25 protein-coding genes and 2 tRNA genes are annotated in these 21,901 nt (G+C 68.3%); 21 read left to right on the top strand and 6 right to left on the bottom strand.

Annotated features, from left to right (window positions below):
• Positions 1-464 precede the first annotated feature (464 nt).
• Positions 465-1,280, top strand: a complete 816-nt coding sequence (locus tag ACP4J3_RS14315) for a PQQ-binding-like beta-propeller repeat protein (RefSeq protein WP_426534128.1) — start codon at positions 465-467, stop codon at positions 1,278-1,280.
• A 267-nt stretch (positions 1,281-1,547) separates the two neighbouring features.
• Here ACP4J3_RS14315 and ACP4J3_RS14310 read toward each other — a convergent pair whose 3' ends face one another.
• The 4 genes from ACP4J3_RS14310 to ACP4J3_RS14295 form a co-directional block, all read right to left on the bottom strand.
• Complete coding sequence (locus tag ACP4J3_RS14310) at positions 1,548-1,880, bottom strand: DUF6083 domain-containing protein (protein WP_426534431.1); 333 nt, start codon at positions 1,878-1,880, stop codon at positions 1,548-1,550.
• Positions 1,881-2,245: 365 nt separating this feature from the next.
• Entirely contained in the window at positions 2,246-2,878 is a 633-nt protein-coding gene (locus tag ACP4J3_RS14305) for a hypothetical protein (RefSeq protein WP_426534126.1), read from the bottom strand.
• A 744-nt stretch (positions 2,879-3,622) separates the two neighbouring features.
• Positions 3,623-4,861, bottom strand: coding sequence for a helix-turn-helix domain-containing protein (locus tag ACP4J3_RS14300; protein WP_426534124.1), 1,239 nt, complete (start codon positions 4,859-4,861; stop codon positions 3,623-3,625).
• Positions 4,858-5,178: a putative quinol monooxygenase gene (locus ACP4J3_RS14295; RefSeq protein WP_426534122.1), complete on the bottom strand. Its 321-nt coding sequence runs from the start codon at positions 5,176-5,178 to the stop codon at positions 4,858-4,860. Before ACP4J3_RS14295 ends, ACP4J3_RS14300 begins: the two co-directional genes overlap by 4 nt.
• Before the next feature lie 190 nt (positions 5,179-5,368).
• Here ACP4J3_RS14295 and ACP4J3_RS14290 point away from each other — a divergent pair, with 190 nt between their 5' ends.
• The 14 genes from ACP4J3_RS14290 to ACP4J3_RS14225 all read left to right on the top strand — a co-directional run bounded on the left by ACP4J3_RS14290 (position 5,369) and on the right by ACP4J3_RS14225 (position 12,940).
• A complete protein-coding gene (locus ACP4J3_RS14290) occupies positions 5,369-5,728 on the top strand; it encodes a hypothetical protein (RefSeq protein ID WP_315886234.1) in 360 nt (119 codons plus the stop codon).
• A 2-nt stretch (positions 5,729-5,730) separates the two neighbouring features.
• The gene (locus tag ACP4J3_RS14285; RefSeq protein ID WP_426534120.1) at positions 5,731-7,089 is read left to right on the top strand and encodes an FtsK/SpoIIIE domain-containing protein; all 1,359 of its coding nucleotides are present in this window, start codon (positions 5,731-5,733) and stop codon (positions 7,087-7,089) included.
• 83 nt (positions 7,090-7,172) lie between these two features.
• The gene (locus ACP4J3_RS14280) at positions 7,173-7,313 is read left to right on the top strand and encodes a hypothetical protein (protein ID WP_426534118.1); all 141 of its coding nucleotides are present in this window, start codon (positions 7,173-7,175) and stop codon (positions 7,311-7,313) included.
• Positions 7,314-7,318: 5 nt separating this feature from the next.
• Positions 7,319-7,531 (top strand): hypothetical protein, encoded by a 213-nt coding sequence (locus tag ACP4J3_RS14275; RefSeq protein ID WP_426534429.1) that lies wholly within the window; start codon positions 7,319-7,321, stop codon positions 7,529-7,531.
• Positions 7,528-7,722, top strand: a complete 195-nt coding sequence (locus ACP4J3_RS14270; RefSeq protein WP_426534116.1) for a hypothetical protein — start codon at positions 7,528-7,530, stop codon at positions 7,720-7,722. The genes ACP4J3_RS14275 and ACP4J3_RS14270 overlap by 4 nt, the downstream gene beginning before the upstream one ends.
• Before the next feature lie 75 nt (positions 7,723-7,797).
• Positions 7,798-8,454: a DUF2637 domain-containing protein gene (locus tag ACP4J3_RS14265; protein WP_426534114.1), complete on the top strand. Its 657-nt coding sequence runs from the start codon at positions 7,798-7,800 to the stop codon at positions 8,452-8,454.
• Positions 8,455-8,474: 20 nt separating this feature from the next.
• Positions 8,475-8,684, top strand: coding sequence for a mobile element transfer protein (locus tag ACP4J3_RS14260; protein WP_426534112.1), 210 nt, complete (start codon positions 8,475-8,477; stop codon positions 8,682-8,684).
• Positions 8,685-8,689: 5 nt separating this feature from the next.
• The gene (locus ACP4J3_RS14255; protein WP_426534110.1) at positions 8,690-8,845 is read left to right on the top strand and encodes a hypothetical protein; all 156 of its coding nucleotides are present in this window, start codon (positions 8,690-8,692) and stop codon (positions 8,843-8,845) included.
• A gap of 24 nt (positions 8,846-8,869) precedes the next feature.
• Positions 8,870-9,187: a SpdD-like protein gene (locus ACP4J3_RS14250; RefSeq protein ID WP_426534108.1), complete on the top strand. Its 318-nt coding sequence runs from the start codon at positions 8,870-8,872 to the stop codon at positions 9,185-9,187.
• A gap of 89 nt (positions 9,188-9,276) precedes the next feature.
• Positions 9,277-9,483, top strand: a complete 207-nt coding sequence (locus ACP4J3_RS14245) for a hypothetical protein (protein WP_426534106.1) — start codon at positions 9,277-9,279, stop codon at positions 9,481-9,483.
• The gene (locus ACP4J3_RS14240; RefSeq protein ID WP_426534104.1) at positions 9,480-10,172 is read left to right on the top strand and encodes a DNA methylase; all 693 of its coding nucleotides are present in this window, start codon (positions 9,480-9,482) and stop codon (positions 10,170-10,172) included. Before ACP4J3_RS14245 ends, ACP4J3_RS14240 begins: the two co-directional genes overlap by 4 nt.
• Positions 10,169-11,578, top strand: a complete 1,410-nt coding sequence (gene repSA / locus ACP4J3_RS14235; protein WP_426534102.1) for a replication initiator protein RepSA — start codon at positions 10,169-10,171, stop codon at positions 11,576-11,578. Before ACP4J3_RS14240 ends, repSA begins: the two co-directional genes overlap by 4 nt.
• A complete protein-coding gene (locus tag ACP4J3_RS14230; RefSeq protein ID WP_426534100.1) occupies positions 11,571-11,771 on the top strand; it encodes an excisionase family DNA-binding protein in 201 nt (66 codons plus the stop codon). Before repSA ends, ACP4J3_RS14230 begins: the two co-directional genes overlap by 8 nt.
• Positions 11,771-12,940: a tyrosine-type recombinase/integrase gene (locus tag ACP4J3_RS14225; protein ID WP_426534098.1), complete on the top strand. Its 1,170-nt coding sequence runs from the start codon at positions 11,771-11,773 to the stop codon at positions 12,938-12,940. Before ACP4J3_RS14230 ends, ACP4J3_RS14225 begins: the two co-directional genes overlap by 1 nt.
• Positions 12,941-13,008: 68 nt before the next feature.
• On the opposite strand, the gene ACP4J3_RS14220 is transcribed toward ACP4J3_RS14225, so the two are convergent.
• Positions 13,009-13,079: transfer RNA gene (locus tag ACP4J3_RS14220), tRNA-Gly, on the bottom strand.
• A gap of 130 nt (positions 13,080-13,209) precedes the next feature.
• Between ACP4J3_RS14220 and ACP4J3_RS14215 the strand changes: the two genes are divergently transcribed.
• The 5 genes from ACP4J3_RS14215 to clpX all read left to right on the top strand — a co-directional run bounded on the left by ACP4J3_RS14215 (position 13,210) and on the right by clpX (position 18,055).
• Positions 13,210-13,286: transfer RNA gene (locus ACP4J3_RS14215), tRNA-Pro, on the top strand.
• A 218-nt stretch (positions 13,287-13,504) separates the two neighbouring features.
• On the top strand, positions 13,505-14,899 hold the full coding sequence (tig, locus tag ACP4J3_RS14210; protein ID WP_426534096.1) for a trigger factor: 1,395 nt from the start codon (positions 13,505-13,507) through the stop codon (positions 14,897-14,899).
• A gap of 351 nt (positions 14,900-15,250) precedes the next feature.
• Positions 15,251-15,856, top strand: a complete 606-nt coding sequence (locus ACP4J3_RS14205) for an ATP-dependent Clp protease proteolytic subunit (RefSeq protein WP_426534427.1) — start codon at positions 15,251-15,253, stop codon at positions 15,854-15,856.
• A gap of 50 nt (positions 15,857-15,906) precedes the next feature.
• On the top strand, positions 15,907-16,587 hold the full coding sequence (locus ACP4J3_RS14200; protein ID WP_308400784.1) for an ATP-dependent Clp protease proteolytic subunit: 681 nt from the start codon (positions 15,907-15,909) through the stop codon (positions 16,585-16,587).
• Between the two features lie 181 nt (positions 16,588-16,768).
• Positions 16,769-18,055, top strand: a complete 1,287-nt coding sequence (gene clpX / locus ACP4J3_RS14195; RefSeq protein ID WP_030052243.1) for an ATP-dependent Clp protease ATP-binding subunit ClpX — start codon at positions 16,769-16,771, stop codon at positions 18,053-18,055.
• 69 nt (positions 18,056-18,124) lie between these two features.
• On the opposite strand, the gene ACP4J3_RS14190 is transcribed toward clpX, so the two are convergent.
• Positions 18,125-19,093 (bottom strand): hypothetical protein, encoded by a 969-nt coding sequence (locus ACP4J3_RS14190; protein WP_426534093.1) that lies wholly within the window; start codon positions 19,091-19,093, stop codon positions 18,125-18,127.
• Between the two features lie 136 nt (positions 19,094-19,229).
• On the opposite strand from ACP4J3_RS14190, the gene ACP4J3_RS14185 reads away from it, so the two are divergent.
• Positions 19,230-21,854 carry a valine--tRNA ligase gene (locus ACP4J3_RS14185; protein ID WP_426534091.1) on the top strand — a complete coding sequence of 875 codons (2,625 nt, stop codon included), beginning with the start codon at positions 19,230-19,232 and terminating at the stop codon, positions 21,852-21,854.
• The last annotated feature ends 47 nt before the right edge of the window (positions 21,855-21,901 follow it).

Here is a 21,901-nt window from a genome sequence, read left to right as displayed (position 1 = left end):
CGACGCCGAAAGCGCCTGTTCCTCCTCGCCGCGCTGAGCGCCCTGCTGCCGGCCGCCGCGACGACCCTCACGGTCCTGTCCGCCGACGCCGGGCCGGCCCCGGTCGCGGGCGACCTGCCGTCCGGATGGCAGGCCTGGCACAAGAGATCGAAGGACCCCAGCCCCGACAAGGACCCGATCGGCCCCGGCAATCCCTTCAACCGCTGCGCCGCCACCGGCCGGTCCCTGGTCTGCGCAGGCGACGACATCATGGCGACCCGCTTCGACCTCGCCGACGGCCGCAACACCTGGGCCCGGTCCATCGACGAGACCGCCGACGACCTCGGCGGCAGCTCCTTGGGTACGATCATCGGCGTCCGTAGCGGCCGGGTGTACGTCTACGGCGCCGACGACCGGACCATCGGCGGCGAAGGGCTGTCCAAAACCGCTACACCGTCCAGGCCCTCGACGCCGAGACCGGAAAGGTGATCTGGAAGACCGTCACCGGCGACGGCGAGGGGGCCAGGGAGCCGAACCGCGAACAGGGCGCCTCCATCGCCGTACCGGCCGGCGTCATCACCGTCCACGGCGACGACGCCAAGTACTACGCGCTGCTCGGCGCCGACGACGGCAAGGTCCGCTGGAGGCGCCCGCTGCCCGATCCGGACAACGATCCCTGCCTGCTGCGCGCCGTCGACCGGCAGGCGTATCTGCTCTGCGCGCAGTTCACCGGCAACGACATCACCGGCACGAGCGTCACGCGCCTCGCCCCCACCACCGGACGGCCCGACTGGACCGTGAAGCTCAAGGGCGACCAGGACCTCGCCGGACAGGCCGACGGACGCCTCGTACTGGCCGACGTCACCGGCACCCACCGCACGGTGTCCCTGATCAACGCCGAATCGCACGTCGTGACGACCGCCCGCCTGGCGTCGGCCCAGCCCGAGGGGGCGTCCGTCCACCTCCTGCGCGGCACCCTGTACTTCACCCTCCCCGGCGGCAGCGTCCGCGCCGTCGACCCCAGCACCGGGCGCCAGCTCTGGAAGACGGACTCCACGGTGGAGCAGTCGGGCCCACCCGTCGCCTCCGCCACCCGCCTCTACCTGGGATCCCCCAGCGGCCGCCTCGCCGCCATCGACGTGCGCACCGGCAGGGTCACGGGCACCCGCGCGGGCCGCGACGACGGCGGCGACCTCGACCTCACCACCTCCATCACCGCACCACCGGTCCTGGTCGGCGACGCCCTCTACGTCCCGTACGGCCTGCGCGCCGTCTACACCACGGACGTACGCGACCTGTGAAACCACGCTGCGCGCGGGCCCGGAAACGATCAGGGCCAGGCGGAGGATTGATCCTCTGACCTGGCCCTGAGCCGTTCAGAGCGGGCGACGGGAATCGAACCCGCGTAGCTAGTTTGGAAGATCGCGTATGCGGATCCGGGCTGAACTGGCAAGACGCTGACCTGCGGGTTGTTGCGCTGCTCGCCGAGATTCCCCGTTGTTCCCCGCTGCGTGCTGCTCGACCGGGCACGCTGGGGGCACGCCTACATTGCGCATACGCGCTGTCACCTACGGCCCATCCCGATCGGGGATGCACATCATGCGGTGAGCCGGCACGACGGGTTCGCCGGGTAGAGGATCGACTCCACGGACCCGTACAGCCACGATATCGGTCGCGATGTGGGATCGGGTCGGGAGCGGCGTCAAACGCCAGCGGAAGGCCTCTGGGACGTCTTTGGCGGGCAGTTCTACCGTGGCCAAGCTGACCCACCGGTCATAGTTCGTGGGGTACACGCGGATGAGTGCTCCGCATCTGGGACAAGTGGGCGGTTCGATCCATGACACGTCGTCGGGGTCGGGATCGGGCCTCGGAACGGCTGTAGCACCGTCGACTTCGGCCATCTCGTTGGCGAGCCTGTTCCAGCAGCCGTCACAGAGCTTGGCCATGAGGTCGATTCGCCCTCGTTCGCACACGGTCGGGCTTGCACTACCGCAGCGATCACATACGAAGTGGTCCTGATCGGATAAAACCCCCATGTGCCAAAGTGTGGTTGATTCCGAGCGGATGCCAGTAGGGCGCGATTTGGCCTTGTTCAACGGTCACGTACTCGCGCCCTGCTGGCCTTTGCCGACTGGCGTGATCCTTATCAGGTCGATCATGGGGCTCTAGGGACGTCGGCCAACTCGCCGTAGACCTCGACCGACCGTGCGCCGGCGTTCACCGCCGCTGTCCGCCCCTGTTCGCTCAGGGCTCCAGCCAGTCATCGTCAGGTCGTGGGGGTGCCCGCATGCTCAAGAAGTGAGCCAACTGCTCGGACGAAGGCATCATGAGCGTCTGCCGTGCCACGCATTCCTTGGTACTCCTCCTCGCGCACCTGGTCAGTTACTGGATCAGCGCCTGCCACGGCCTCGGCAAGGTCCTGGAGGGCGGCGTGGTAGTCCCAGACGGCGTCTTCCAGAGCAACAGCGCGGGAGTGGATGGAATCAGGGCCCACCAGCTTGACGCTCTGTCGCAATCGACGGAGCGCGTTCACTGCTGCGGCTACCTCGTCGAAATCTTGCTCGGGTGGATCCGCCTCAGCGGACATATCCAGGATCTGTCTGCGGATTCGTTGCATGACCTTGGTGCAGTCGTCGTATCCCGCGAGGAACCTGGTGTACGCCTCAAGTCTCTGTTGACGCAACCAGTGATCGTGGTCGACAGACGCTTGGTCTCGAACCTGCTGTCGCGCAGTCTCGGCCGCCTGCTCGGCCCCGATGCGGGCGCCTCGCACCGCCGCTACGGCGCCGACGATGGCGCCTCCAAGCGCTCCCACTAGCCCGGCAAGCCCTGCAATCAGCGCTGCTGTTCCCTCATCCATGCTGGCGATGGCCCTCCGATCTCTCAGATACTTCATCATCGGCTTGGGGCGCCCGCCCACGTGATCGACGGAGCGACTTTGGGCGGGAGCTGCTTTGGGGCGAGTGATCATGGCCCCGTAAGCTTCCGGCGAGTCGGGCAGTCTGTGGACCTGCCCGTTAAAGCACGACGTTGGGGCCATGATCTTCGAGGCTCGCCCCAAAGTGGCTGCCTAAAGTCGCGGAGTCGATCACCCCAGCCACGGGGCAACGACCCCGGGAGCGGGAGAGCTCGCAGCACACCGCCGCCACGATCCGGCCTCATTCGGTAACACAAAGCGTCTGTGACCTGCTGTGCGGCAGTCCCCTTGGCTCACCTGTCCCAGTGCTGTATTTGGCCGCTGCTGGTGGCGACGGGCGGACGGCGACGCGCAGCCGGTGGCGCAGACATGGAGGCAGCGGGGCGGCGGCCGCCCGGCGCCGCCGCGCGTGCGCGGCCCTCGATCATTGATCGACCTGACTCTGTCAGGCAGCGCGGGTGTTGGTGTGGCTGGTGGGTTCGGCCCGCAGGTGCGAGGCAACAGGTACTGAAGTGTTCCCCCTACAGAGGTCGGATCGTGGCGGCGGTGTGCTGCGAGCTCTCCCGCTCCCGTGGGATGTTGCCCCGTGGATCGGGTGGCCAGCGCTCGCGGCTGAAGCAGCAGCCGCGAGCGAAGCGAGCCTTGATGAAGTAGGGAAACTCTGTCCGCGCCGCCGTGCGTGACGTACGAGATCTCCTACCGCGCGGGGCTTCGGGTGACGGGCACCTAGATCACGGCGCTTCGCTCAGCCAAGTTGCGCAGCGACTCGGGGATGCGAGGGTCCGAGAGTTGGATCAAGTCGCGGATGACCTCGCGGGCCAAGTGGTGATCGTGGATCTGCTCCGGTGCCAGGGACTCGGCCTCCATGAGTGCGGCTGTGGCCTCACCGACGTGTCGCCGCTGCGCGTGTGCCCGCGCCACGTCAAGCAGGAAACGCGATTGCCTTTCGGGCGAAAGACCTGATGCGTCAACCTGCTGGGCTACCTCTAGGGCGAGTCCAGCATCTCCCAACTCCACTGCGGTACTTACGGCGTGGATCTCGACGTTCGTCGGCCCGAACTCCGTGTCGAAGTCGTTTCGGTCCCCGCCCAACCGCGCTGCGATCCCGCGCGCTCGATCGATGTGCTCGTGGGTCCGCCCTCGGTTGCCCTCCCTCGCGTTGATCACTGCAAGGACGAGGTTCATGGCGCCGAAAAGCGACAGCTCTTCCGGTGGGCACGCCGGTGCCTCTGTCCTCGGACCCATGACGGCCGCAGCGGATTGCGCTGCCTGCTCGGCTTGGTCCATGTGCCGCTGCCGCATGAAAGCGTGCGCCATTCGGAACAGGCTTGCGACGACTTCCAGCGGCTGGCCTGCAAGTTCGGCTGCCTGTAGTGCTCGGTCGGCTGCGACCCATGCTGCGTCAGCCTGGTCTTGGCGGGTGAAGCTAGATGCGGCCACCTGGTATGCCTTGGCGCGTAGGGCATGGAGCTCCGCGCGTTCGCCTGCTGGCGCTTGGCGTACTGCGGTCTCGATACTCGGGAGGAGCTTGGCAAGATGATCGCTCAGTGCCGCGTAGCTTGATGCGTGTACGAGAGTCCACGCCTTGTCGACCTGTTGGCGGAAGTCGGCAAGTGACGGAGTCGATTCGGCAGGGGGCTGCTGGAAGAGGCTGCCCAGCGCGGGGTGACCGGTAAGGGCTACCCGTAGACCGTCGAGGTCGTTGCTCTTCGTCTGCTCCTCTGGCTCGGTTTCCTCCGCCGGGGCAGCGGCATCCGGCCGTAGGTCGCGTACGGGCACGTTGAGCGCGTCGGCGAGAGCTTGAAGGACCGACAGCCGCTCAACTGGCTGTACGCCTCTTTCGACCTGTGAGACCCAGCTCTCAGAGCGCCCCATGGCGGCAGCAAGGTCGCCCTGTGACATGCCGGCGGCGCGGCGCAGCTCTTTCACTCTCTGGCCGACGGTCTTGGCGTCGGAAACCGTCACTTCTCGGCTCCGGTGGGGTACTTGCCGGCGTACGGCTGGAGGCGGTCAACCTCGGTCTTCTCGACGTACTTGGAGCGCTCGGCCAGGAAGTGGCGCGTGTGCGGCTGGCGCTCGTGCTCCTCGAAGGCGTCGTGATCGGTGTACAGCTCGTAGAAGATCCGCTCATTGGGTGCGCCCTCGACCTCGTGGCATGCATAGACCAGCGTGCCGGGCTCGTGCGCCCGAATCCCTGCCGTCGTCTCTCGCATGAGTGCGTCGAACGCTTCGCCAGCACCATCACGCAGCGTGAAGCGAACAAAAAGCCCGAAGTTGGCCATTTCTTCCTCCTTGTCGTCGCACTCAGTGTCGCAGACTCAGAGAACTCCTACTAGTCGCAGTTTTTCTGTTGACTCGCAGTTTTTCTGCGAGTAGCTTCGGTGGTGTCGCAACAACAAGTCGCCCCGGACTGCGTGCCATCCGCCAAGATCACGACGCAGTCCGGGGCTCATCCCAAAAGGGAGTTCCATCATGCAGCAGATCCCCGTGGACACCGCCGGCGCGACCTTGATGGTGGCTCAGCCTCCGCAGCCGAAGTACGCGAACCAGAAGACCCAGGAGCGGGCTGCGGACCGGCAGACCGGTGAGTTCCTGGTGACCCTGGACGTGCTGTTCGTGATGAACGGCAACGCCGAGGTGGTCAAGGTCACCGTGGGTGAGTCGGCCATCTCCGGTGAGCTGGCGATGGGTACGCCGGTCGCGCTGACCGGTCTGGTGGCTCGGCCGTGGGAGAACGAGTTCAACGGCCAGAAGCGGCACGGCATCAGCTTCCGCGCGGTCGCGGTCACCGCCGTGGACGCCGGCGGCTCGAAGAACCTGAAGGCGGCCTGATCATGCGGTGGCTGCTGATCGCCGTCGTGGTGGTCCTGGTTGGGCTGGCGCTGCTGCTTCGGTGGCGCCGCCCCGCCTGGTTCTGGATGACCTTCGGTGTCGTCTACGCCACGGCCAAGGTCCGTATCCGCTACGCGTCGGTCATGGACGCCTGTGACCTGACGGTCCCGGCCTCCCGGTTCCGGCTGTGGCTGTCCCGGATCTTCAAGTGGCAGACGCCGCGCCAACGGGTCCCCCGGCTGATGTGGATCAAGCCGACCCGGACGGGGCTGCGGCTGCGGATCCGGATGATGCCGGGACAGGATGCCTTCGACTACTCGGCGGCCGTTGATCGGCTGCGGCATGCCTTCGGTGTCCATCAGGTCACCTCCCGCGAGATCAAGCCCGGTGTGGTAGAGATCGCGACGACCGGTTATGACGTGCTCCGGCGGGTGCAGATGCCAGCCCGGACCGAGCGGAGCGAACTGCGGATCCCGGTCGCGTTGTGTGAGGACGGCTCGGTCCACTACCGCGATTACAAGGTGGTGCCGCACTCGGTCACCCTCGGCGCGGTTGGCTCCGGCAAGTCCGTCACGCAACGCCGGGTCATCAAGGAACTCGCCGCGCAGCACGTCGCGCTGGTCGGCATCGACTGCAAGAGCGGCGTGGAGCTGTCTCCGTTGGCTCGCCGGTTCTCTGCGCTCGCGGACAACCCGGATGATGCGGCTGATCTGCTGGAGGCGTTGGTGGCGCGGATGGAGGCGACGTATCAGGTGATCCGTCGGGAACAGCGGATCAGCGCGGACACCCCGGATGCGGAGATCACCGCGAACATTTGGGGTCTGCCGGAGTATCTGCGGCCGGTGCCGGTGGTGCTCACGATCGACGAGATCGCCGAACTCGCCCTGTTCACGACCACGGCGGAGAAGAAGCGGCGTGAGCGCATCATCGTCGCTTTGGTCCGCCTGGCCCAGCTCGGTCGCGCGGCCGGCATCTTCCTCGATATCTACGGTCAGCGTTTCGGCTCCGAACTCGGCGACGGCATCACGATGCTGCGTGCCCAGCTCACGGGCCGGATGGCGCATCGGGTCAATGACGAGTCGTCGGCGAAGATGGCGTTCGGTGACGTGTCCCCGCACGCGGTGTTCGCCGCGACGCAGATCCGTAACGACCGGCCCGGTATGGCCGTGGTCGGCTACTCCAACGGCGACTGGACCCGGATCCGGGCCCCGTACACGTCGATGCGGGAGGCCGTGACCGCCTGCAACAAGTACGCCGGTCTCACCCCGGACATTCCGGAGTTGGCCCGCTTCCGCCCCGTGCTCGACCTCGGCCCGGTCGAGGCGCCCGCGACGGTCGAACCGCTCGCCGAAGCCGCCTGATCCCTCCCCGCTCGATCCCGGTCGGCGTGACCGCATCGCGCCACGTCCCTACCCCAGCCATGCCCGAATCAGGAGGAAATCCGATGCGTGAAGAGACCTTCCGGAACCTGGAGGGCGCCCTTGACCAGGCCCGATCGGTCCCGGAGCCGCTGAACGAGCAGGAAGCCGAAGACCTGCGCCTGTGGGCTGCCGAGAACCTCGGCGACAACACCCAGGACCGGTGACCGCCATGTGCCCGAACTGCGAGGACTTCGTCCTCACCGTGGCGATGCTCGGTCGGCTCGCCCTCTACGCCGACACCCCGGGTGCCGACCTGGACTTCGCCGATGTCGTGGGCGGCGCCCTGGCCGTGTCGCTGCCGGAGCCTCCGCCCGGCCTGTTCCCGCCCGGCTACGACCCCAGCGACGGCCCGGAGTACCCCGGCGAGGGGTGGACGCCGTGAGTGCCGCGAAGAAGCCCGCCACCCGCCGCAAGCCGGCTCCGCCGAAACCGGCGAAGTGCCCGGACTGCAACGGCAACGGCGAGATCACCGAAGCCGTCAAGGTCGGCACCCGCAAGGGCCGCATCACCGACGACCACCAGACCGGCCTCTGCCTGACCTGCTGGGGCTCCGGCGAAGCCACCACCGACTGAACCCCGCCAGGGCTGGGCGGCCGGACTCGATCCCCGCCCCGCCCTGGCCCAACCCCCTTGAAGGAGGTGAAGAGCATGCCCCGCACGATCCGCCCGGACGCCGTCCTGGTACAGGCCGTGATCGCCGGTGCGCTGTCCTTCGCCCACCTGCACGACCTCGCCGCCGCGGCCGGACAGACCGGCTGGAAGGCATGGGCCTATCCGGTCTCGGTCGACCTGCTGCTCGTGGCTGCGTGGCGTCGGCTGCGCTCGGACGGCCCGTCCCGGCTGGCCTGGTGCTGGTTCCTGATCGCCCTGGTCGCCTCGCTCGGCGCCAACGTCGCCACCGCCGGATTCCTCGACCTGGAACATCCGCCCGCCCTGCTCCGCCTCGGTGTCGCCGGCTGGCCCGCGCTCGCCTTCCTCGGCGGCACCCTCCTCGCCCACAGCCCCACACCCCGCCCCGTGTCCGGCGACCATGCTCCGGAGCCCGCTGAGCCGGCCACGGTGACGCGCGCCCCCGAGCCGATCGCCGAACCCGAGTCGATCCCCGCCGCCGAACCGGCCCCCGCCCTACCGGAAGCCCCTCCGGCTCCCGCGATCGAGGCCCCGCCGGCGCTCGTGGCGCACGCCCGCCGGCTTGCCGATGACCACCAGGCGCGCACTGGATCGCCGATCGACCTTGACACCCTGCGCGCCCGTCTCAACGTTCCGCCCGCCATGGCGGATGCCATCGCCGCCCAACTCGCCTGATTCAGAAAGGACTTGAAGCCATGGGTTTCCTCTTCCAGCGCCTGGTGCGCTACGGCCCCGTAGAGATCGGCCGTGCGCTGACCCGGGACGGCGAGAAGGGCTACCTCGCCTCCTGCACCGCCGATCAGTGCGGCTGGTCGGCCGAGTACTCCAGCTACGGCGCCGTGTGCGTCGCGGCCAAGGGCCACCGCTGCCGGATCAAGAGCAAGTACGAGAACCGGGGGAGCTGACCGTCGTGTCCGTGCCGCTGTGGTTCTTCATCGCCTGCCTGGCCGTGGTCGGCATCAAGCTCGTCCGCCCGCCGCTCTGGCTCGTCCTCGTCCTGCTGATCGGCGGCTACATCCTCGCCGGCAGCCTGATCGCCCCGACCATCGACCCGTTCGTCAAGTAACCCGCTCTGGAAGGGAGTTGACCGATGCTCCGCCCGAAGATCCCGACCATGCCCACCCCGACCGGCCACACCGCCCCGCCCGCCGTGGTCGAGCCGACCGCCGTCATCCCGGCCGCCCAGACCCCGCCGCCCGCCCCCGTGGCGCCGGCGCCGTCCCGACCGGTCGTGCAGCTCACCCCCGGCACCTTGGTCGCCCTCGTCGGCGGCGGCACCGCCGTGGTTCTCGTCGTCGGCGCCGTCCTGGTCTCCATGCTCCTCGCGGTCGCCATCACCGGCGCCTCGGTCGCCGTGTGCGCCGTCGTACTGCGCTCCCTGCTCGCCTCCGACGCGAAGCGACGCTGACCGGCCCCCGGAGCGGCCTCTACCGCCAAGTTTCGTCCGCTCCGGGCGCCGTCCCTGTCCGATCCACTGAACCGGAAGGAACCACCATCATGACCGGCCCCACTCCTGCCACCGCCACCAACGCGCGGATCTGCCCGGACTGCGACGGCTTCGCCTCGGTCAAGGTCACCCTCGGCGGGCGCGACCGACACAGCCACTTGCGCACCGTCACCACCCACTGCCCGGCCTGTCACGGCACCGGAACCCGCACTGTTCGCCGCCCCCTGGTCCCCGCCGCGCTGGAGGTCGCCGCATGAACCGCCCTCGCGTCCTGGACCTGTTCTCCTGCGCCGGTGGCGCCGGCTGGGGTTACCACCTCGCCGGGTTCGAGGTCGACGGCTGCGACATCGCCGACCGCCCGAACTACCCCTTCGCCTACCACCGAGGCGATGCCCTCGAATACCTCGCCCACCTGATCTTCACCGGCGACATCGCCCGGTACACCCTCGTGCACGCCTCCCCGCCCTGCCAGGCCGGCTGTGCCCTGACCGTGGGAACCAACGCCTCCCAGGGCTGGGGCGGCACGCACACCGACCTCGTCGCCCCCACGCGGACGCTGCTCGACCGGTCCGGCCTGCCGTATGTGATCGAACAGCCCAACGGCCGCGCCGAGATCCGCAAAGACGTGTCGTTGTGCGGCGAGATGTTCGGTCTCGGCGTGCTGCGGCACCGCAACTTCGAGCTTGGCGGCTGGGGTGCCATGCAGCCGGCCCACCCCCGCCACCGGGGCTACGTGCGGGGCTGGCGCCACGGCGTCTACCGCGACGGCCCCTATGTGGCCGCGTACGGGGACGGCGGCGGCAAGGCCACCGTCCCCGAGATGCAACAGGCCATGGGCATCACCTGGACCGACGTCCCCGAGGAACTGACCGAGGCGATCCCGCCCGCCTACACGCGGTGGATCGGCACCGCCTTCCTGACCACCCGTCAGGAGGTGTTGGTGTGACCGACACCGCTACCCTGGCGGCGGGCCTGGATGAGGCCACCCTCGGCGACATGCTTCGGGTGGCCTCATCCCCCGGCTTCGACCGCTGGCAGGACCAGATCAAGCGCACCGGTGGCTGCTCCGACCCGATCCACCTCACCGGCTGGTCCATCACCAAGGACAAGGCGACTGGCGAGACGCTGCGCAACTACACCACCGACACCGAACCCGGTGGCCGGCTGCGCATCGCCTGCGGCAACCGCCGTGCCTCCCGCTGCCCCTCGTGCGCCTGGACCTACGCCGGGGACACCTACCACCTCATCCGCGCCGGCCTCGTCGGCGACACCCGCCACGAGATCCCCGCCACGATCCGCAACCGGCCCCGCGTCTTCGCCACCCTCACCGCACCGTCCTTCGGCCCCGTCCACAACCGGCCCACACACGGCGCCTGCCGCTGCGGCACCGCCCACCGCGACGACGACCCGGCGCTCGGCACGCCGCTCGATCCCGACGCGTACGACTACGCGGGTGCGGTGCTGTTCAACAACCACGCCGGGGAGCTGTGGCACCGCTTCGCCAACCGGCTGCGCCGCGAGATCGCCGCTCAGGTCGGCATCACACAGAAGGCGTTCAAAGAGGTCGCTCGGCTTTCCTACGGCAAGGTCGCCGAGTTCCAGAAGCGCGGTGCCGTCCACTTCCACGCCGTGATCCGCCTCGACGGACCGGACGGCCCCGATACCGCACCGCCCTCCTGGGCGAGCACGGAACTACTCACCCGGGCCATCCGCGCCGCCGCCGCACACCCGTACACCACGATCACGGTGCCGCCCAACGAAGAGATGGGTTACCTCGACGGCTGGCGTCTGCGCTGGGGTCGACAGCTCGACGTCCGCCCGATCAAGGCGTTCGGAGACGGCTCCGAGATCACCGAACAGGCCGTGGCCTCCTACGTCGCCAAGTACGCCACCAAAGCAGCCGAGAACACCGGCACCGTGGACCGGCGCATCGGCAACCGGGAAGCCGCCGTTCTCCTCGGCCTGCCCGACCATCCCCGCCGCCTGATCGAAGCCTGCTTCGACCTCGATCCGGTCTACCCGGATCGCCGGCTGACCGCGTGGGCACACATGCTCGGCTTTCGCGGCCACTTCTCCTCCAAGTCCCGGCGCTACTCCACCACCCTCGGCGTGCTGCGGCAGATCCGCGCCGACTACCGCGCCGCACAGGAACGCGAAGCCCTCGGCCTCGACGGCCACGAACCGGACACCGTGCTCGTCCTCGCCTCCTGGCAGTACGCCGGCCACGGCCACACCCCCGGTGAATCCGCCCTCGCCGCGTCCATGGCCCGCGACCTCCAACTCAACCGCGAAACCGCCCGCACCGAACTCGCCAACTCGCCCCGGACAGAAGGGAAGTACGGCCATGAATGAGCGATACCTCAGTGTCACCGACGTAGCCGAGATCCTCGGCACCACCGTGCGCTTCCCCCGGCGCCTGGTCGAAGAGCGGCGCATCACGTACGTCAAGGTTGGTCGGCACGTCCGCATCCCCGAGAGCGCCGTACGAGCGTTCCTGGCCGCCAACACGGTGGAGCCCCGCCAGCGCTACGGAAAGGCCGCCTGATGGCCGGCAAGCGCCGCCAGTTCGGGCGCGTCCGCAAGCTCCCGTCGGGGCGCTATCAGGCGCGCTACCTCGCCCCTGACGGTCAGCTCCGCCCGGCTCCCGAGACCTTCCGCACGAAGAAGGACGCTGACGAATGGCTCGCCGACAAGCAGTCGGAAATGCGCCGTGGCGACTGGCACGACCCGGACGCGGGGCAAGTGCCCTTCGGCCCGTACGCCGAAGCCTGGATCAAGGAACGAGAGATCACGACCACCACGCGACAGCTCTACGGCTCGCTCCTGAAGCACCACCTTGAGCCCGCCTTCGGAACGGTCAACGTCGCCGCGATCTCACCCGCACTCGTTCGGGGCTGGCGCGCCGACAAGCTTGCTTCCGGCACGGGACCGACCACCGTCGCGAAGGCGTACGCCCTGCTTCGCTCGATCATGGGCACGGCTGTGTCGGACCAGATGATCAGGCGCAATCCGTGCCAGATCAAGGGTGCCAGCGTCGTACACACCCCGGAGCGGCCGACTGCCACCGTGGAAGAGGTCTATGCCCTCGCCGGCAAGATCCAGCCCCGGTACAAGGTGCTCGTTCTCATGGCCGGCCTCCTCGGCCTGCGCTGGGGTGAACTGATCGGGCTGCACCGCCGGGACGTCGACCTGGAGCATGGCACCGTACGGGTTCGGCGTGCGGTCGCTGAGCTGTTCAACGGGCAACGGGAGATCAAGGCACCCAAGAGCGCGGCTGGCAAGCGCACCGTCGCGATCCCGGTCGTGATCCTCTCGGAGATCCGCGAGCACCTGAAGCAGTATGCCGAGCCGGGCGCCGATGGCCGTGTCTTCGTCGGGGCCAAGGGTGCGACTCCTCGCCGCAACCACTTCAACCGGCTGTGGCACAAGGCGTGCGCCGATGCCGGCATCAAGGGCCTGCACTTTCATGATCTCCGGCACACGGGGAACACCCTCGCCGCGTCGACCGGTGCGAGCACGCGGGAGCTGATGGCCCGCATGGGACACAGCACGACCCGTGCCGCGCTGATTTATCAGCACGCGAGCGCGGACCGTGACCGGTTGATCGCGGATGGCGTGAGCGAGATCGTGAAGAAGAGTCGGAAGAGCGGCAAGAAGTCCAAGAAGAAGAAAGATCGCAAGCCCAAGGGGCACGCGGGGGACACGACGGACTGAACGGAGCCCCCGAAAACGATCAGGGCCAGGCGGAGGATTTCCCTCTGACCTGGCCCTGAGCCGTACAGAGCGGGCGACGGGAATCGAACCCGCGTAGCTAGTTTGGAAGACTAGGGCTCTACCATTGAGCTACGCCCGCACGGACGCGCCGCAGGTCAGGCGACCGCGGCACAGGATGCATCGTAGCGGGTCGGCCCCCCTCGCCGCACACCCCATAAATGCGGCGGCCCCACTGCCTGCGGGCATGTACCCTACGTGTCGCACCAGCACGGGGTGTGGCGCAGCTTGGTAGCGCGTCCGCTTTGGGAGCGGAAGGCCGTGGGTTCAAATCCCGCCACCCCGACCACGTCCGGTGAAGACCGGCCATATGCGCGACGACCTCGGTGATCGCGTCCCGTGATCGCCTTTGAGGGCGTGTCGCCGCTGCCGTTACTATGCAAGCTGCACGCCCGTATGTCTCTCCGTACGAACCGTACGAAGTCACGAAGTCCTCCGGGCGGCGAATCCGCCGGACCAGTCTGGCTCCGGCAGAACCCAAGAAGTCAGCCACAAGGAGACCGAACCGTGAAGAGCGCCGTGGAGACCCTGAACCCGACCCGGGTTCGGCTCACTGTCGAGGTGCCCTTCGAGGAGCTCAAGGACAGCCTCGACGCGGCGTACAAGAAGATCAACCAGCAGGTCACGGTGAAGGGCTTCCGCAAGGGCAAGATCCCGGCCCGCGTCATCGACCAGCGGTTCGGCCGTGGCGCCGTGCTGGAGGAGGCCGTCAACGACGCGCTGCCGAAGTTCTACACCGACGCGGTCAACGAGGCCGAGCTCAGCGTCCTGGGCCAGCCCGAGGTCGACATCACCGAGCTGAAGGACGGCGAGACGCTGAACTTCACCGCCGAGGTCGACGTCCGCCCGGCCATCGAGATCCCGGACTACTCCGGCATCGAGGTCGAGGTCGACGCCGTCGAGGTGACCGACGAGGACATCGAGAAGTCGGTCGAGCAGCTCCGTGAGCGCTTCGCCTCGACGTCCCCCGTCGAGCGCGCCGCCGAGGACGGCGACGTCGTCACCATCGACCTGGAGGCCAAGGTCGACGGCGAGGTCCTGGAGGACGGCGTCGCCAGCGGCGTCTCCTACACCATCGGCTCCGGTGAGCTGCTGGACGGCATCGACGACGCCGTGAAGGGGCTCGAGGCCGGTGGCGAGGCCACCTTCACCTCCGAGCTCAAGGGCGGCTCGGCGGCCGGCAAGGAGGCCGAGGTCACCGTCAAGGTCAGCCAGGTCGCCGCGCGCGAACTGCCCGAGCTGGACGACGACTTCGCGCAGCTCGCCTCCGAGTTCGACACCCTCGACGAGCTCAAGGCCGACAGCCGCAAGCGCCTCGAGAACATGAAGCAGTACGACCAGGCCACGCAGGCCCAGGAGCGCGTCCTGGAGAAGCTGCTCGAGCTGGTCGAGGTCCCGGTCCCCGAGAAGCTGCTCGAGGACGAGATCAACACCCGTAAGCACAACCTCGAGCACCACCAGCTCGGCCAGATGGGCCTGGACCTCGCGAAGTACCTGGAGATCCAGGGCAAGACCGAGGAGGAGTTCGAGACCGAGACCCGCGAGGCCGCGGTCAAGGGCATCAAGACCCAGTTCGTCCTCGACGAGCTGGTCAAGCTGGAGAAGCTGAACGTCAACCAGGAGGAGCTCACCGAGCACCTCATGCGCCGCGCCTCCTCCTCCGGCATGTCCCCCGACCAGTTCGCCCAGGCGGTCGTCGAGGGCGGCCAGGTTCCGCTCCTGGTCGGCGAGGTCGCCCGCGGCAAGGCCCTGGCCGTCGTGGTCGAGAAGGCCGTCGTCAAGGACACCAACGGCGAGGTCATCGACCTGAGCGACGAGGACGAGGTCGAGCAGGCCACGGAGACCGTGGAGGTCGCCGAGGGCACCGCCGACGCCGCCGACGAGGAGAAGTCCGAGGGCTGAGCCCACGGCGCCTGGAAGATCGTAGGGAGGGCCCTGGAGACGTATCACGTCCCGGGGCCCTTCTGTCGTGCGGCTGTGCATCGTCCCTGAAGGGGCGCGGGGTACTGCGCGAACGGCCCCGACGGTCCCGCGGCCGCCCACGCACCGGCACAGTCACGGCGCGTAGGCATCCGCCCAACCGCCGGAGGCTCTACGCCCCCGGCGAACACCCGCGGAACCGGGATTGCGGCACCGGGCCACCGCGTTAGGGTCCATGAGTATGAGGGCAGGGGAGCCCCCGTTGCCCACGCAGAACACGTGAGACGGCCCGGCGCCGTCGTAAGACGAGCAGGTGGATACGTGACGAATCTGATGCCCTCCGCCGCAGGCGAGCCCTCCATCGGCGGTGGCCTCGGCGACCATGTCTACAACCGGCTGCTCAACGAGCGGATCATCTTCCTCGGCCAGCCGGTCGACGACGACATCGCAAACCGGATCACCGCACAGTTGCTGCTCCTTGCCGCCGACCCGGACAAGGACATCTACCTCTACATCAACAGCCCCGGCGGCTCGATCACGGCCGGCATGGCGATCTACGACACCATGCAGTACATCAAGAACGACGTGGTCACCATCGCCATGGGCATGGCGGCCTCGATGGGCCAGTTCCTGCTCAGCGCCGGCACCCCCGGCAAGCGTTTCGCGCTGCCCAACGCCGAGATCCTGATCCACCAGCCCTCCGCCGGCCTCGCGGGCTCCGCCTCGGACATCAAGATCCACGCGGAGCGGCTGCTGCACACCAAGAAGCGCATGGCCGAGCTGACCGCCTTCCACACCGGCCAGACGGTCGAGCAGATCACCCGCGACTCGGACCGCGACCGCTGGTTCGACCCGATCGAGGCCAAGGAGTACGGCCTGATCGACGACATCATGCCCACGGCCGCCGGTATGCCGGGCGGCGGCGGCACCGGGGCCTGAGGCCCCCACAGCGCCCCCAGCCGACCGCCTGAGCCCCTAGGAGACAGACAGTGAACGACTTCCCCGGCAGCGGCCTGTACGACCGCACGCGCGCCGAGTACACGGGTCCCGCCGCCGAGTCCCGCTACGTCATCCCCCGCTTCGTCGAGCGCACCTCGCAGGGCATCCGCGAGTACGACCCGTACGCGAAGCTGTTCGAAGAGCGCGTGATCTTCCTCGGCGTGCAGATCGACGACGCCTCCGCCAATGACGTCATGGCGCAGCTGCTGTGCCTGGAGTCGATGGACCCCGACCGGGACATCTCGGTCTACATCAACAGCCCGGGCGGATCCTTCACCGCGCTCACGGCCATCTACGACACGATGCAGTTCGTGAAGCCGGACATCCAGACGGTCTGCATGGGCCAGGCGGCCTCCGCCGCGGCCGTCCTGCTGGCCGCCGGCACGCCCGGCAAGCGCATGGCGCTGCCCAACGCGCGCGTGCTGATCCACCAGCCCTACAGCGAGACGGGCCGCGGCCAGGTCTCCGACCTGGAGATCGCCGCCAACGAGATCCTCCGGATGCGCTCGCAGCTGGAGGAGATGCTGGCCAAACACTCCACCACGCCGATCGAGAAGATCCGCGAGGACATCGAGCGCGACAAGATCCTCACGGCCGAGGACGCGCTGTCGTACGGGCTGATCGACCAGATCATCTCCACGCGGAAGATGAACAACGCCGACGTTCGCTGACGCGGACCCGGTATTGTCTGCTGCCCCTTGGCACGGTTTGGGACGGTGCACGTCAAAGTGAACCGCGCCAAGGGGGGCCCGAACGGGGGGCTCGGCAAGGTACCGTCGGACATAAGGCAGCACCAGGAGCCGCTGGATTCGAAAACGTCCAGGCGTCTCCCAGGCGAAGGGGAAGCACACCGTGGCACGCATCGGTGACGGCGGCGATCTGCTCAAGTGCTCGTTCTGCGGCAAGAGCCAGAAGCAGGTCAAGAAGCTCATCGCAGGCCCTGGTGTGTACATCTGCGACGAGTGCATCGATCTCTGCAACGAGATCATCGAGGAAGAGCTCGCGGAGACCAGTGAGGTCCGCTGGGAGGAACTGCCCAAGCCGCGCGAGATCTACGAGTTCCTGGAGGGCTACGTGGTCGGCCAGGAGGCCGCCAAGAAAGCCCTCTCCGTCGCCGTCTACAACCACTACAAGCGCGTGCAGGCCGGCGAGAACGGCGGCGCCCAAGGCCGCGACGACGCCATCGAGTTGGCGAAGTCCAACATCCTGCTGCTGGGCCCCACGGGCTCCGGCAAGACGCTCCTCGCCCAGACCTTGGCCCGGATGCTGAACGTCCCGTTCGCGATCGCGGACGCCACCGCGCTGACGGAGGCCGGGTACGTCGGCGAGGACGTCGAGAACATCCTGCTGAAGCTGATCCAGGCGGCGGACTACGACGTCAAGAAAGCCGAAACAGGCATCATCTACATCGACGAGATCGACAAGGTCGCGCGCAAGAGTGAAAATCCGTCGATCACCAGGGATGTCAGCGGTGAGGGAGTCCAGCAGGCACTCCTGAAGATCCTCGAAGGCACCACCGCCTCGGTCCCGCCGCAGGGCGGCCGCAAGCACCCGCACCAGGAGTTCATCCAGATCGACACGACGAACGTCCTGTTCATCGTGGGCGGCGCCTTCGCGGGCCTGGAGAAGATCATCGAGTCGCGGGCCGGCGCCAAGGGCATCGGCTTCGGCGCGACGATCCGCTCCAAGCGCGAGCTGGAGGCCAAGGACCAGTTCGAGGACGTCATGCCCGAGGACCTGGTCAAGTTCGGCATGATCCCCGAGTTCATCGGCCGCCTCCCGGTCATCACGAGCGTGCACAACCTGGACCGCGAGGCATTGCTCCAGATCCTGGTCGAGCCGCGCAACGCGCTCGTGAAGCAGTACCAGCGCCTCTTCGAACTCGACGGCGTGGAGCTGGACTTCGAGCGCGAGGCCCTGGAGGCCATCGCCGACCAGGCCATCCTCCGCCAGACCGGCGCCCGCGGCCTGCGCGCCATCATGGAGGAGGTCCTCCAGGGCGTGATGTACGAGATCCCGTCCCGCAAGGACGTGGCCCGCGTCGTCATCACGGCGGACGTCGTCCACTCGAACGTGAACCCGACGCTGATTCCGCGGGATGCGCGGGGGCGCGGGCCGGGGGAGCAGAAGACGGCGTAGCCGTACCGCAGACGTACGAAGGGGCCCGGTCGAGCGACCGGGGCCCCTTCGCATGTGAGACTTACGGCATCAGGCCTTGGCGCGGACTTCCTCGCGCAGCTTGGTGGTGATGTCGATCGTGGTGTCCTTGTCGACACCCGTGCCGGTGTTGTCGCCGGGCGAGACCATGGCGATCGTGCTGTAGTCGGCCCAGGCGCAGAACCAGTCGGTCGACTCCTTCTTGGTGAGCGCGTTGGTGGCCTTGGTCGACTGGCACTTGGCGACCGTGCCGTCGATCTCGACCTCCTCGGGTTCGCCGACCAGCTCGGCGTTCTGCATGGTGGAAGACTTGCTCGAAGAGCTCTCCTTGACCTTCTTCTGAATGGAGGCGAAGAACTCGTCCAGGGCCGACTCGGGGTCGGCGATCTCGCCATAACCGCCCAACATGGTGACGCCCTTGGCGGCCAGCAGTTCGGCCTGGGAGGGAAGTGTGGAGGGGTCCTTCGGGTCGAAACCGCTGAGGTCGGCGGTGGACCACTGGCCGACGACGGTCGTCCCGTTCTTGACGCCGCTCTTCTCCATGTCCTTCACGGTGTCGGAGTCATTGGCCTGGCTGCCTTCACCGAACCGCTTGTATTCGCCGAGCACGGTCTGCGGCGTCGTCAGCTTGTGCGCCCCGTCGTCCTCGAGGGCGCCCGCGCCCCCACCCCCGCCGATCACGAAGTACACCCCGACACCGATCGCGGCCACAACCGCCACCGCCCCGATGATCAGCCCCGCCTTCTTGCCACCGCCACCCGGCGCCGGCGGCTGCGGCATCCCGTACGGGGCCTGGCCGTACGGCGGCTGCTGCTGGCCGTACGGCTGCTGGGGCGGGACGCCCTGCGGGGGCTGCTGCGGGTAGCCGTACCCCGGCTGGGGCTGGGCGGGCGGAGCCTGCTGAGGGTAGCCGTAGCCGGGCTGGGGCGCCTGCGGCTGCTGGCCGTACGGTCCGGGCTGGCCGTACGGACCGGGCTGCTGGGGCTGCCCGCCGTACGGGCCCGGCTGGTTGTAGCTCATTTCTGGGTTCCCCTCCAGATGCTTATGTGTTCCTGACATCCTGGCGCAGACACAGGCAACGCATGGCATCGGGGTGCCCACCGTTACAGAAGAATCGTGTTTCGGGACACGCCCGGGACACCCCTAAACTGAGCCCGTGACCGAGAACGCTCAGCAGCAGCCAACAGCGCCCCACACCGAACTGCCGACCCAGTACGCGCCGGCCGATGTAGAGGGGCCGCTGTACGAGCGCTGGGTAGAGCGCGGTTACTTCGAGGCGGACGAGAAGAGCGACAAGCCGCCGTACACCATCGTCATCCCGCCGCCGAACGTCACGGGCAGTCTGCACCTCGGGCACGCCTTCGAGCACACCATCATCGACGCGCTGACGCGGCGTAAGCGCATGCAGGGGTTCGAGACGCTGTGGCAGCCCGGCATGGACCACGCCGGCATCGCCACGCAGAACGTCGTCGAGCGGGAGCTGGGGAAGGAAGGCAAGTCCCGGCACGACCTCGGGCGGGAAGCGTTCGTCGAGCGGGTCTGGCAGTGGAAGGCCGAGTCCGGCGGGCAGATCGGCGGGCAGATGCGGCGCCTCGGTGACGGCGTCGCCTGGTCGCGCGAGCGGTTCACCATGGACGAAGGGCTTTCGCAGGCCGTCCAGACCATTTTCAAGCGGCTCTACGACGACGAGCTGATCTACCGCGCCGAGCGCATCATCAACTGGTGCCCGCGCTGTCTGACGGCCATCTCGGACATCGAGGTCGAGTACCAGGACGACGACGGCGAGCTCGTCTCCATCCGGTACGGCGACGGTGACGACGCCATCGTCGTGGCGACGACGCGTGCCGAGACCATGCTCGGCGACACGGCCGTCGCCGTTCACCCCGAGGACGAGCGTTACCGCCACCTCGTCGGCCGCGAGATCGAGCTGCCGCTCACCGGCCGCCGTATCCCCGTCGTCGCCGACGAGCACGTCGACCCCGAGTTCGGCACCGGCGCCGTCAAGGTCACCCCGGCGCACGACCCGAACGACTTCGAGATCGGCCAGCGCCACGATCTGCCCACCGTCGCGATCATGGACGAGCACGCCGTCATCACCGCCCACGGCCCGTTCCAGGGGCTGGACCGGCTGGAGGCCCGCTCCGCCATCGTCGCCGCGCTGCGCGCCGAGGGCCGGATCGTCGCGGAGAAGCGGCCGTACGTCCACAGCGTCGGGCACTGCTCGCGCTGCAAGACCACCATCGAGCCCCGGCTCTCCATGCAGTGGTGGGTCAAGGTCGGCCCGCTGGCCAAGGCCGCCGGTGACGCCGTCCGTGACGGGCGCGTCAAGATCCACCCGCAGGAGATGGAGAAGCGGTACTTCGACTGGGTCGACAACCTCCACGACTGGTGCATCTCGCGGCAGTTGTGGTGGGGGCACCGGATTCCGGTCTGGTACGGCCCGGAGGGTGAGGTCGTCTGCGTCGGACCGGATGAGGAGCCCCCGTCCGGTGCGGGCTGGCACCAGGACACCGACGTCCTCGACACCTGGTTCTCCTCCGGCCTGTGGCCCTTCTCCACGCTCGGCTGGCCCGAACAGACCGAGTCGCTCGCGAAGTTCTACCCGAACTCCGTCCTGGTCACCGGCTACGACATCCTCTTCTTCTGGGTCGCCCGGATGATGATGTTCGGCCTGTACGCGATGGACGGCACCCCGCCGTTCCACACCATCGCCCTGCACGGCATGGTCCGCGACCAGTTCGGCAAGAAGATGTCGAAGTCCTTCGGCAACGCGGTCAACCCGCTGGACTGGATGGACAAGTACGGCAGCGACGCGCTGCGGTTCACGCTCGCCCGCGGCGCCAACCCCGGCGTCGACGTCCCGATCGGCGAGGACTGGGTCCAGGGCTCCCGCAACTTCGCCAATAAGATCTGGAACGCGACGCGCTTCGCGCTGATGAACGGCGCGACGGTGGAGGGCGAGCTGCCCGAGCCGTCGAAGATGTCCTCGACGGACCGCTGGATCCTCTCCCGGCTCAACTCCGTCGTCGCTGAAGTCGACGCGTTCTACGAGGACTACCAGTTCGCCAAGTTGTCGGACGCGCTCTTCCACTTCGCGTGGGACGAGGTCTTCGACTGGTACGTCGAGCTGTCGAAGACGACGTTCGCCGCGGGCGGCGAGGCCGCCGAGGTCTCCAAGCGCGTCCTCGGCGAGGTCCTCGACGTCACGCTGAAGCTGCTGCACCCGGTGGTCCCGTTCGTCACGGAGACCCTGTGGACCACGCTCACCGGCGGCGAGTCGCTGGTCATCGCCGACTGGCCGAAGGACAGTGGCTTCCGGGACGCGGCGGCCGAGCAGGAGATCGCCGTTCTCCAGCAGGTCATCACCGAGGTCCGCCGCTTCCGCGCCGACCAGGGCCTGCAGCCGGGCCAGCGCGTCCCGGCCCGTCTGACCCTGGACGGCACGGCACTCGCCCCGCACGAGCCGGCCATCCGCCAGCTGCTGCGCCTCCAGCCGGAGGGCGACGCCTTCACGGCCACGGCGACGCTGCCGGTCGCGGGCGCGCAGGTCGCGCTCGACCTGTCCGGCGCGATCGACGTCGCGGCGGAGCGCAAGCGCCTGGCGAAGGATCTGGCGGCGGCCGAGAAGGAGAAGGCCCAGGCGACGGCCAAGCTCGGCAACGAGGCGTTCCTGGCGAAGGCGCCGGACCAGGTGGTGGACAAGATCCGCGGGAGGCTGGCGAAGGCCGAGGAGGACATCACCCGAATCCAGGCCCAGCTGGACAGGCTGCCCCAGCAGTAGCCGACCCAGGGGCGCGGGGAACTGCGCGACCAGCCACAGACCTCCCC

This window comes from Streptomyces sp. UG1 (assembly GCF_049974585.1).
In the GTDB taxonomy this organism is placed as follows: Bacteria; Actinomycetota; Actinomycetes; order Streptomycetales; family Streptomycetaceae; genus Streptomyces.
This window is presented reverse-complemented; position numbering and strand designations above follow the sequence as displayed.

Bases quoted from the DNA above. Each gene is read 5' to 3' on its own strand.
- ACP4J3_RS14280 (WP_426534118.1), top strand. From the start codon at position 7,173: ATGCGTGAAGAGACCTTCCGGAACCTGGAGGGCGCCCTTGACCAGGCC.
- ACP4J3_RS14310 (WP_426534431.1), bottom strand. From the start codon at position 1,880: ATGGCCGAAGTCGACGGTGCTACAGCCGTTCCGAGGCCCGATCCCGAC.
- ACP4J3_RS14285 (WP_426534120.1), top strand. From the start codon at position 5,731: ATGCGGTGGCTGCTGATCGCCGTCGTGGTGGTCCTGGTTGGGCTGGCG.
- ACP4J3_RS14245 (WP_426534106.1), top strand. From the start codon at position 9,277: ATGACCGGCCCCACTCCTGCCACCGCCACCAACGCGCGGATCTGCCCG.
- ACP4J3_RS14265 (WP_426534114.1), top strand. From the start codon at position 7,798: ATGCCCCGCACGATCCGCCCGGACGCCGTCCTGGTACAGGCCGTGATC.
- ACP4J3_RS14225 (WP_426534098.1), top strand. From the start codon at position 11,771: ATGGCCGGCAAGCGCCGCCAGTTCGGGCGCGTCCGCAAGCTCCCGTCG.
- ACP4J3_RS14295 (WP_426534122.1), bottom strand. From the start codon at position 5,178: ATGGCCAACTTCGGGCTTTTTGTTCGCTTCACGCTGCGTGATGGTGCT.
- ACP4J3_RS14240 (WP_426534104.1), top strand. From the start codon at position 9,480: ATGAACCGCCCTCGCGTCCTGGACCTGTTCTCCTGCGCCGGTGGCGCC.
- ACP4J3_RS14205 (WP_426534427.1), top strand. From the start codon at position 15,251: ATGCCCTCCGCCGCAGGCGAGCCCTCCATCGGCGGTGGCCTCGGCGAC.
- ACP4J3_RS14250 (WP_426534108.1), top strand. From the start codon at position 8,870: ATGCTCCGCCCGAAGATCCCGACCATGCCCACCCCGACCGGCCACACC.
- ACP4J3_RS14275 (WP_426534429.1), top strand. From the start codon at position 7,319: ATGTGCCCGAACTGCGAGGACTTCGTCCTCACCGTGGCGATGCTCGGT.
- ACP4J3_RS14290 (WP_315886234.1), top strand. From the start codon at position 5,369: ATGCAGCAGATCCCCGTGGACACCGCCGGCGCGACCTTGATGGTGGCT.
- ACP4J3_RS14230 (WP_426534100.1), top strand. From the start codon at position 11,571: ATGAATGAGCGATACCTCAGTGTCACCGACGTAGCCGAGATCCTCGGC.
- ACP4J3_RS14260 (WP_426534112.1), top strand. From the start codon at position 8,475: ATGGGTTTCCTCTTCCAGCGCCTGGTGCGCTACGGCCCCGTAGAGATC.
- ACP4J3_RS14305 (WP_426534126.1), bottom strand. From the start codon at position 2,878: ATGATGAAGTATCTGAGAGATCGGAGGGCCATCGCCAGCATGGATGAG.
- ACP4J3_RS14190 (WP_426534093.1), bottom strand. From the start codon at position 19,093: ATGAGCTACAACCAGCCGGGCCCGTACGGCGGGCAGCCCCAGCAGCCC.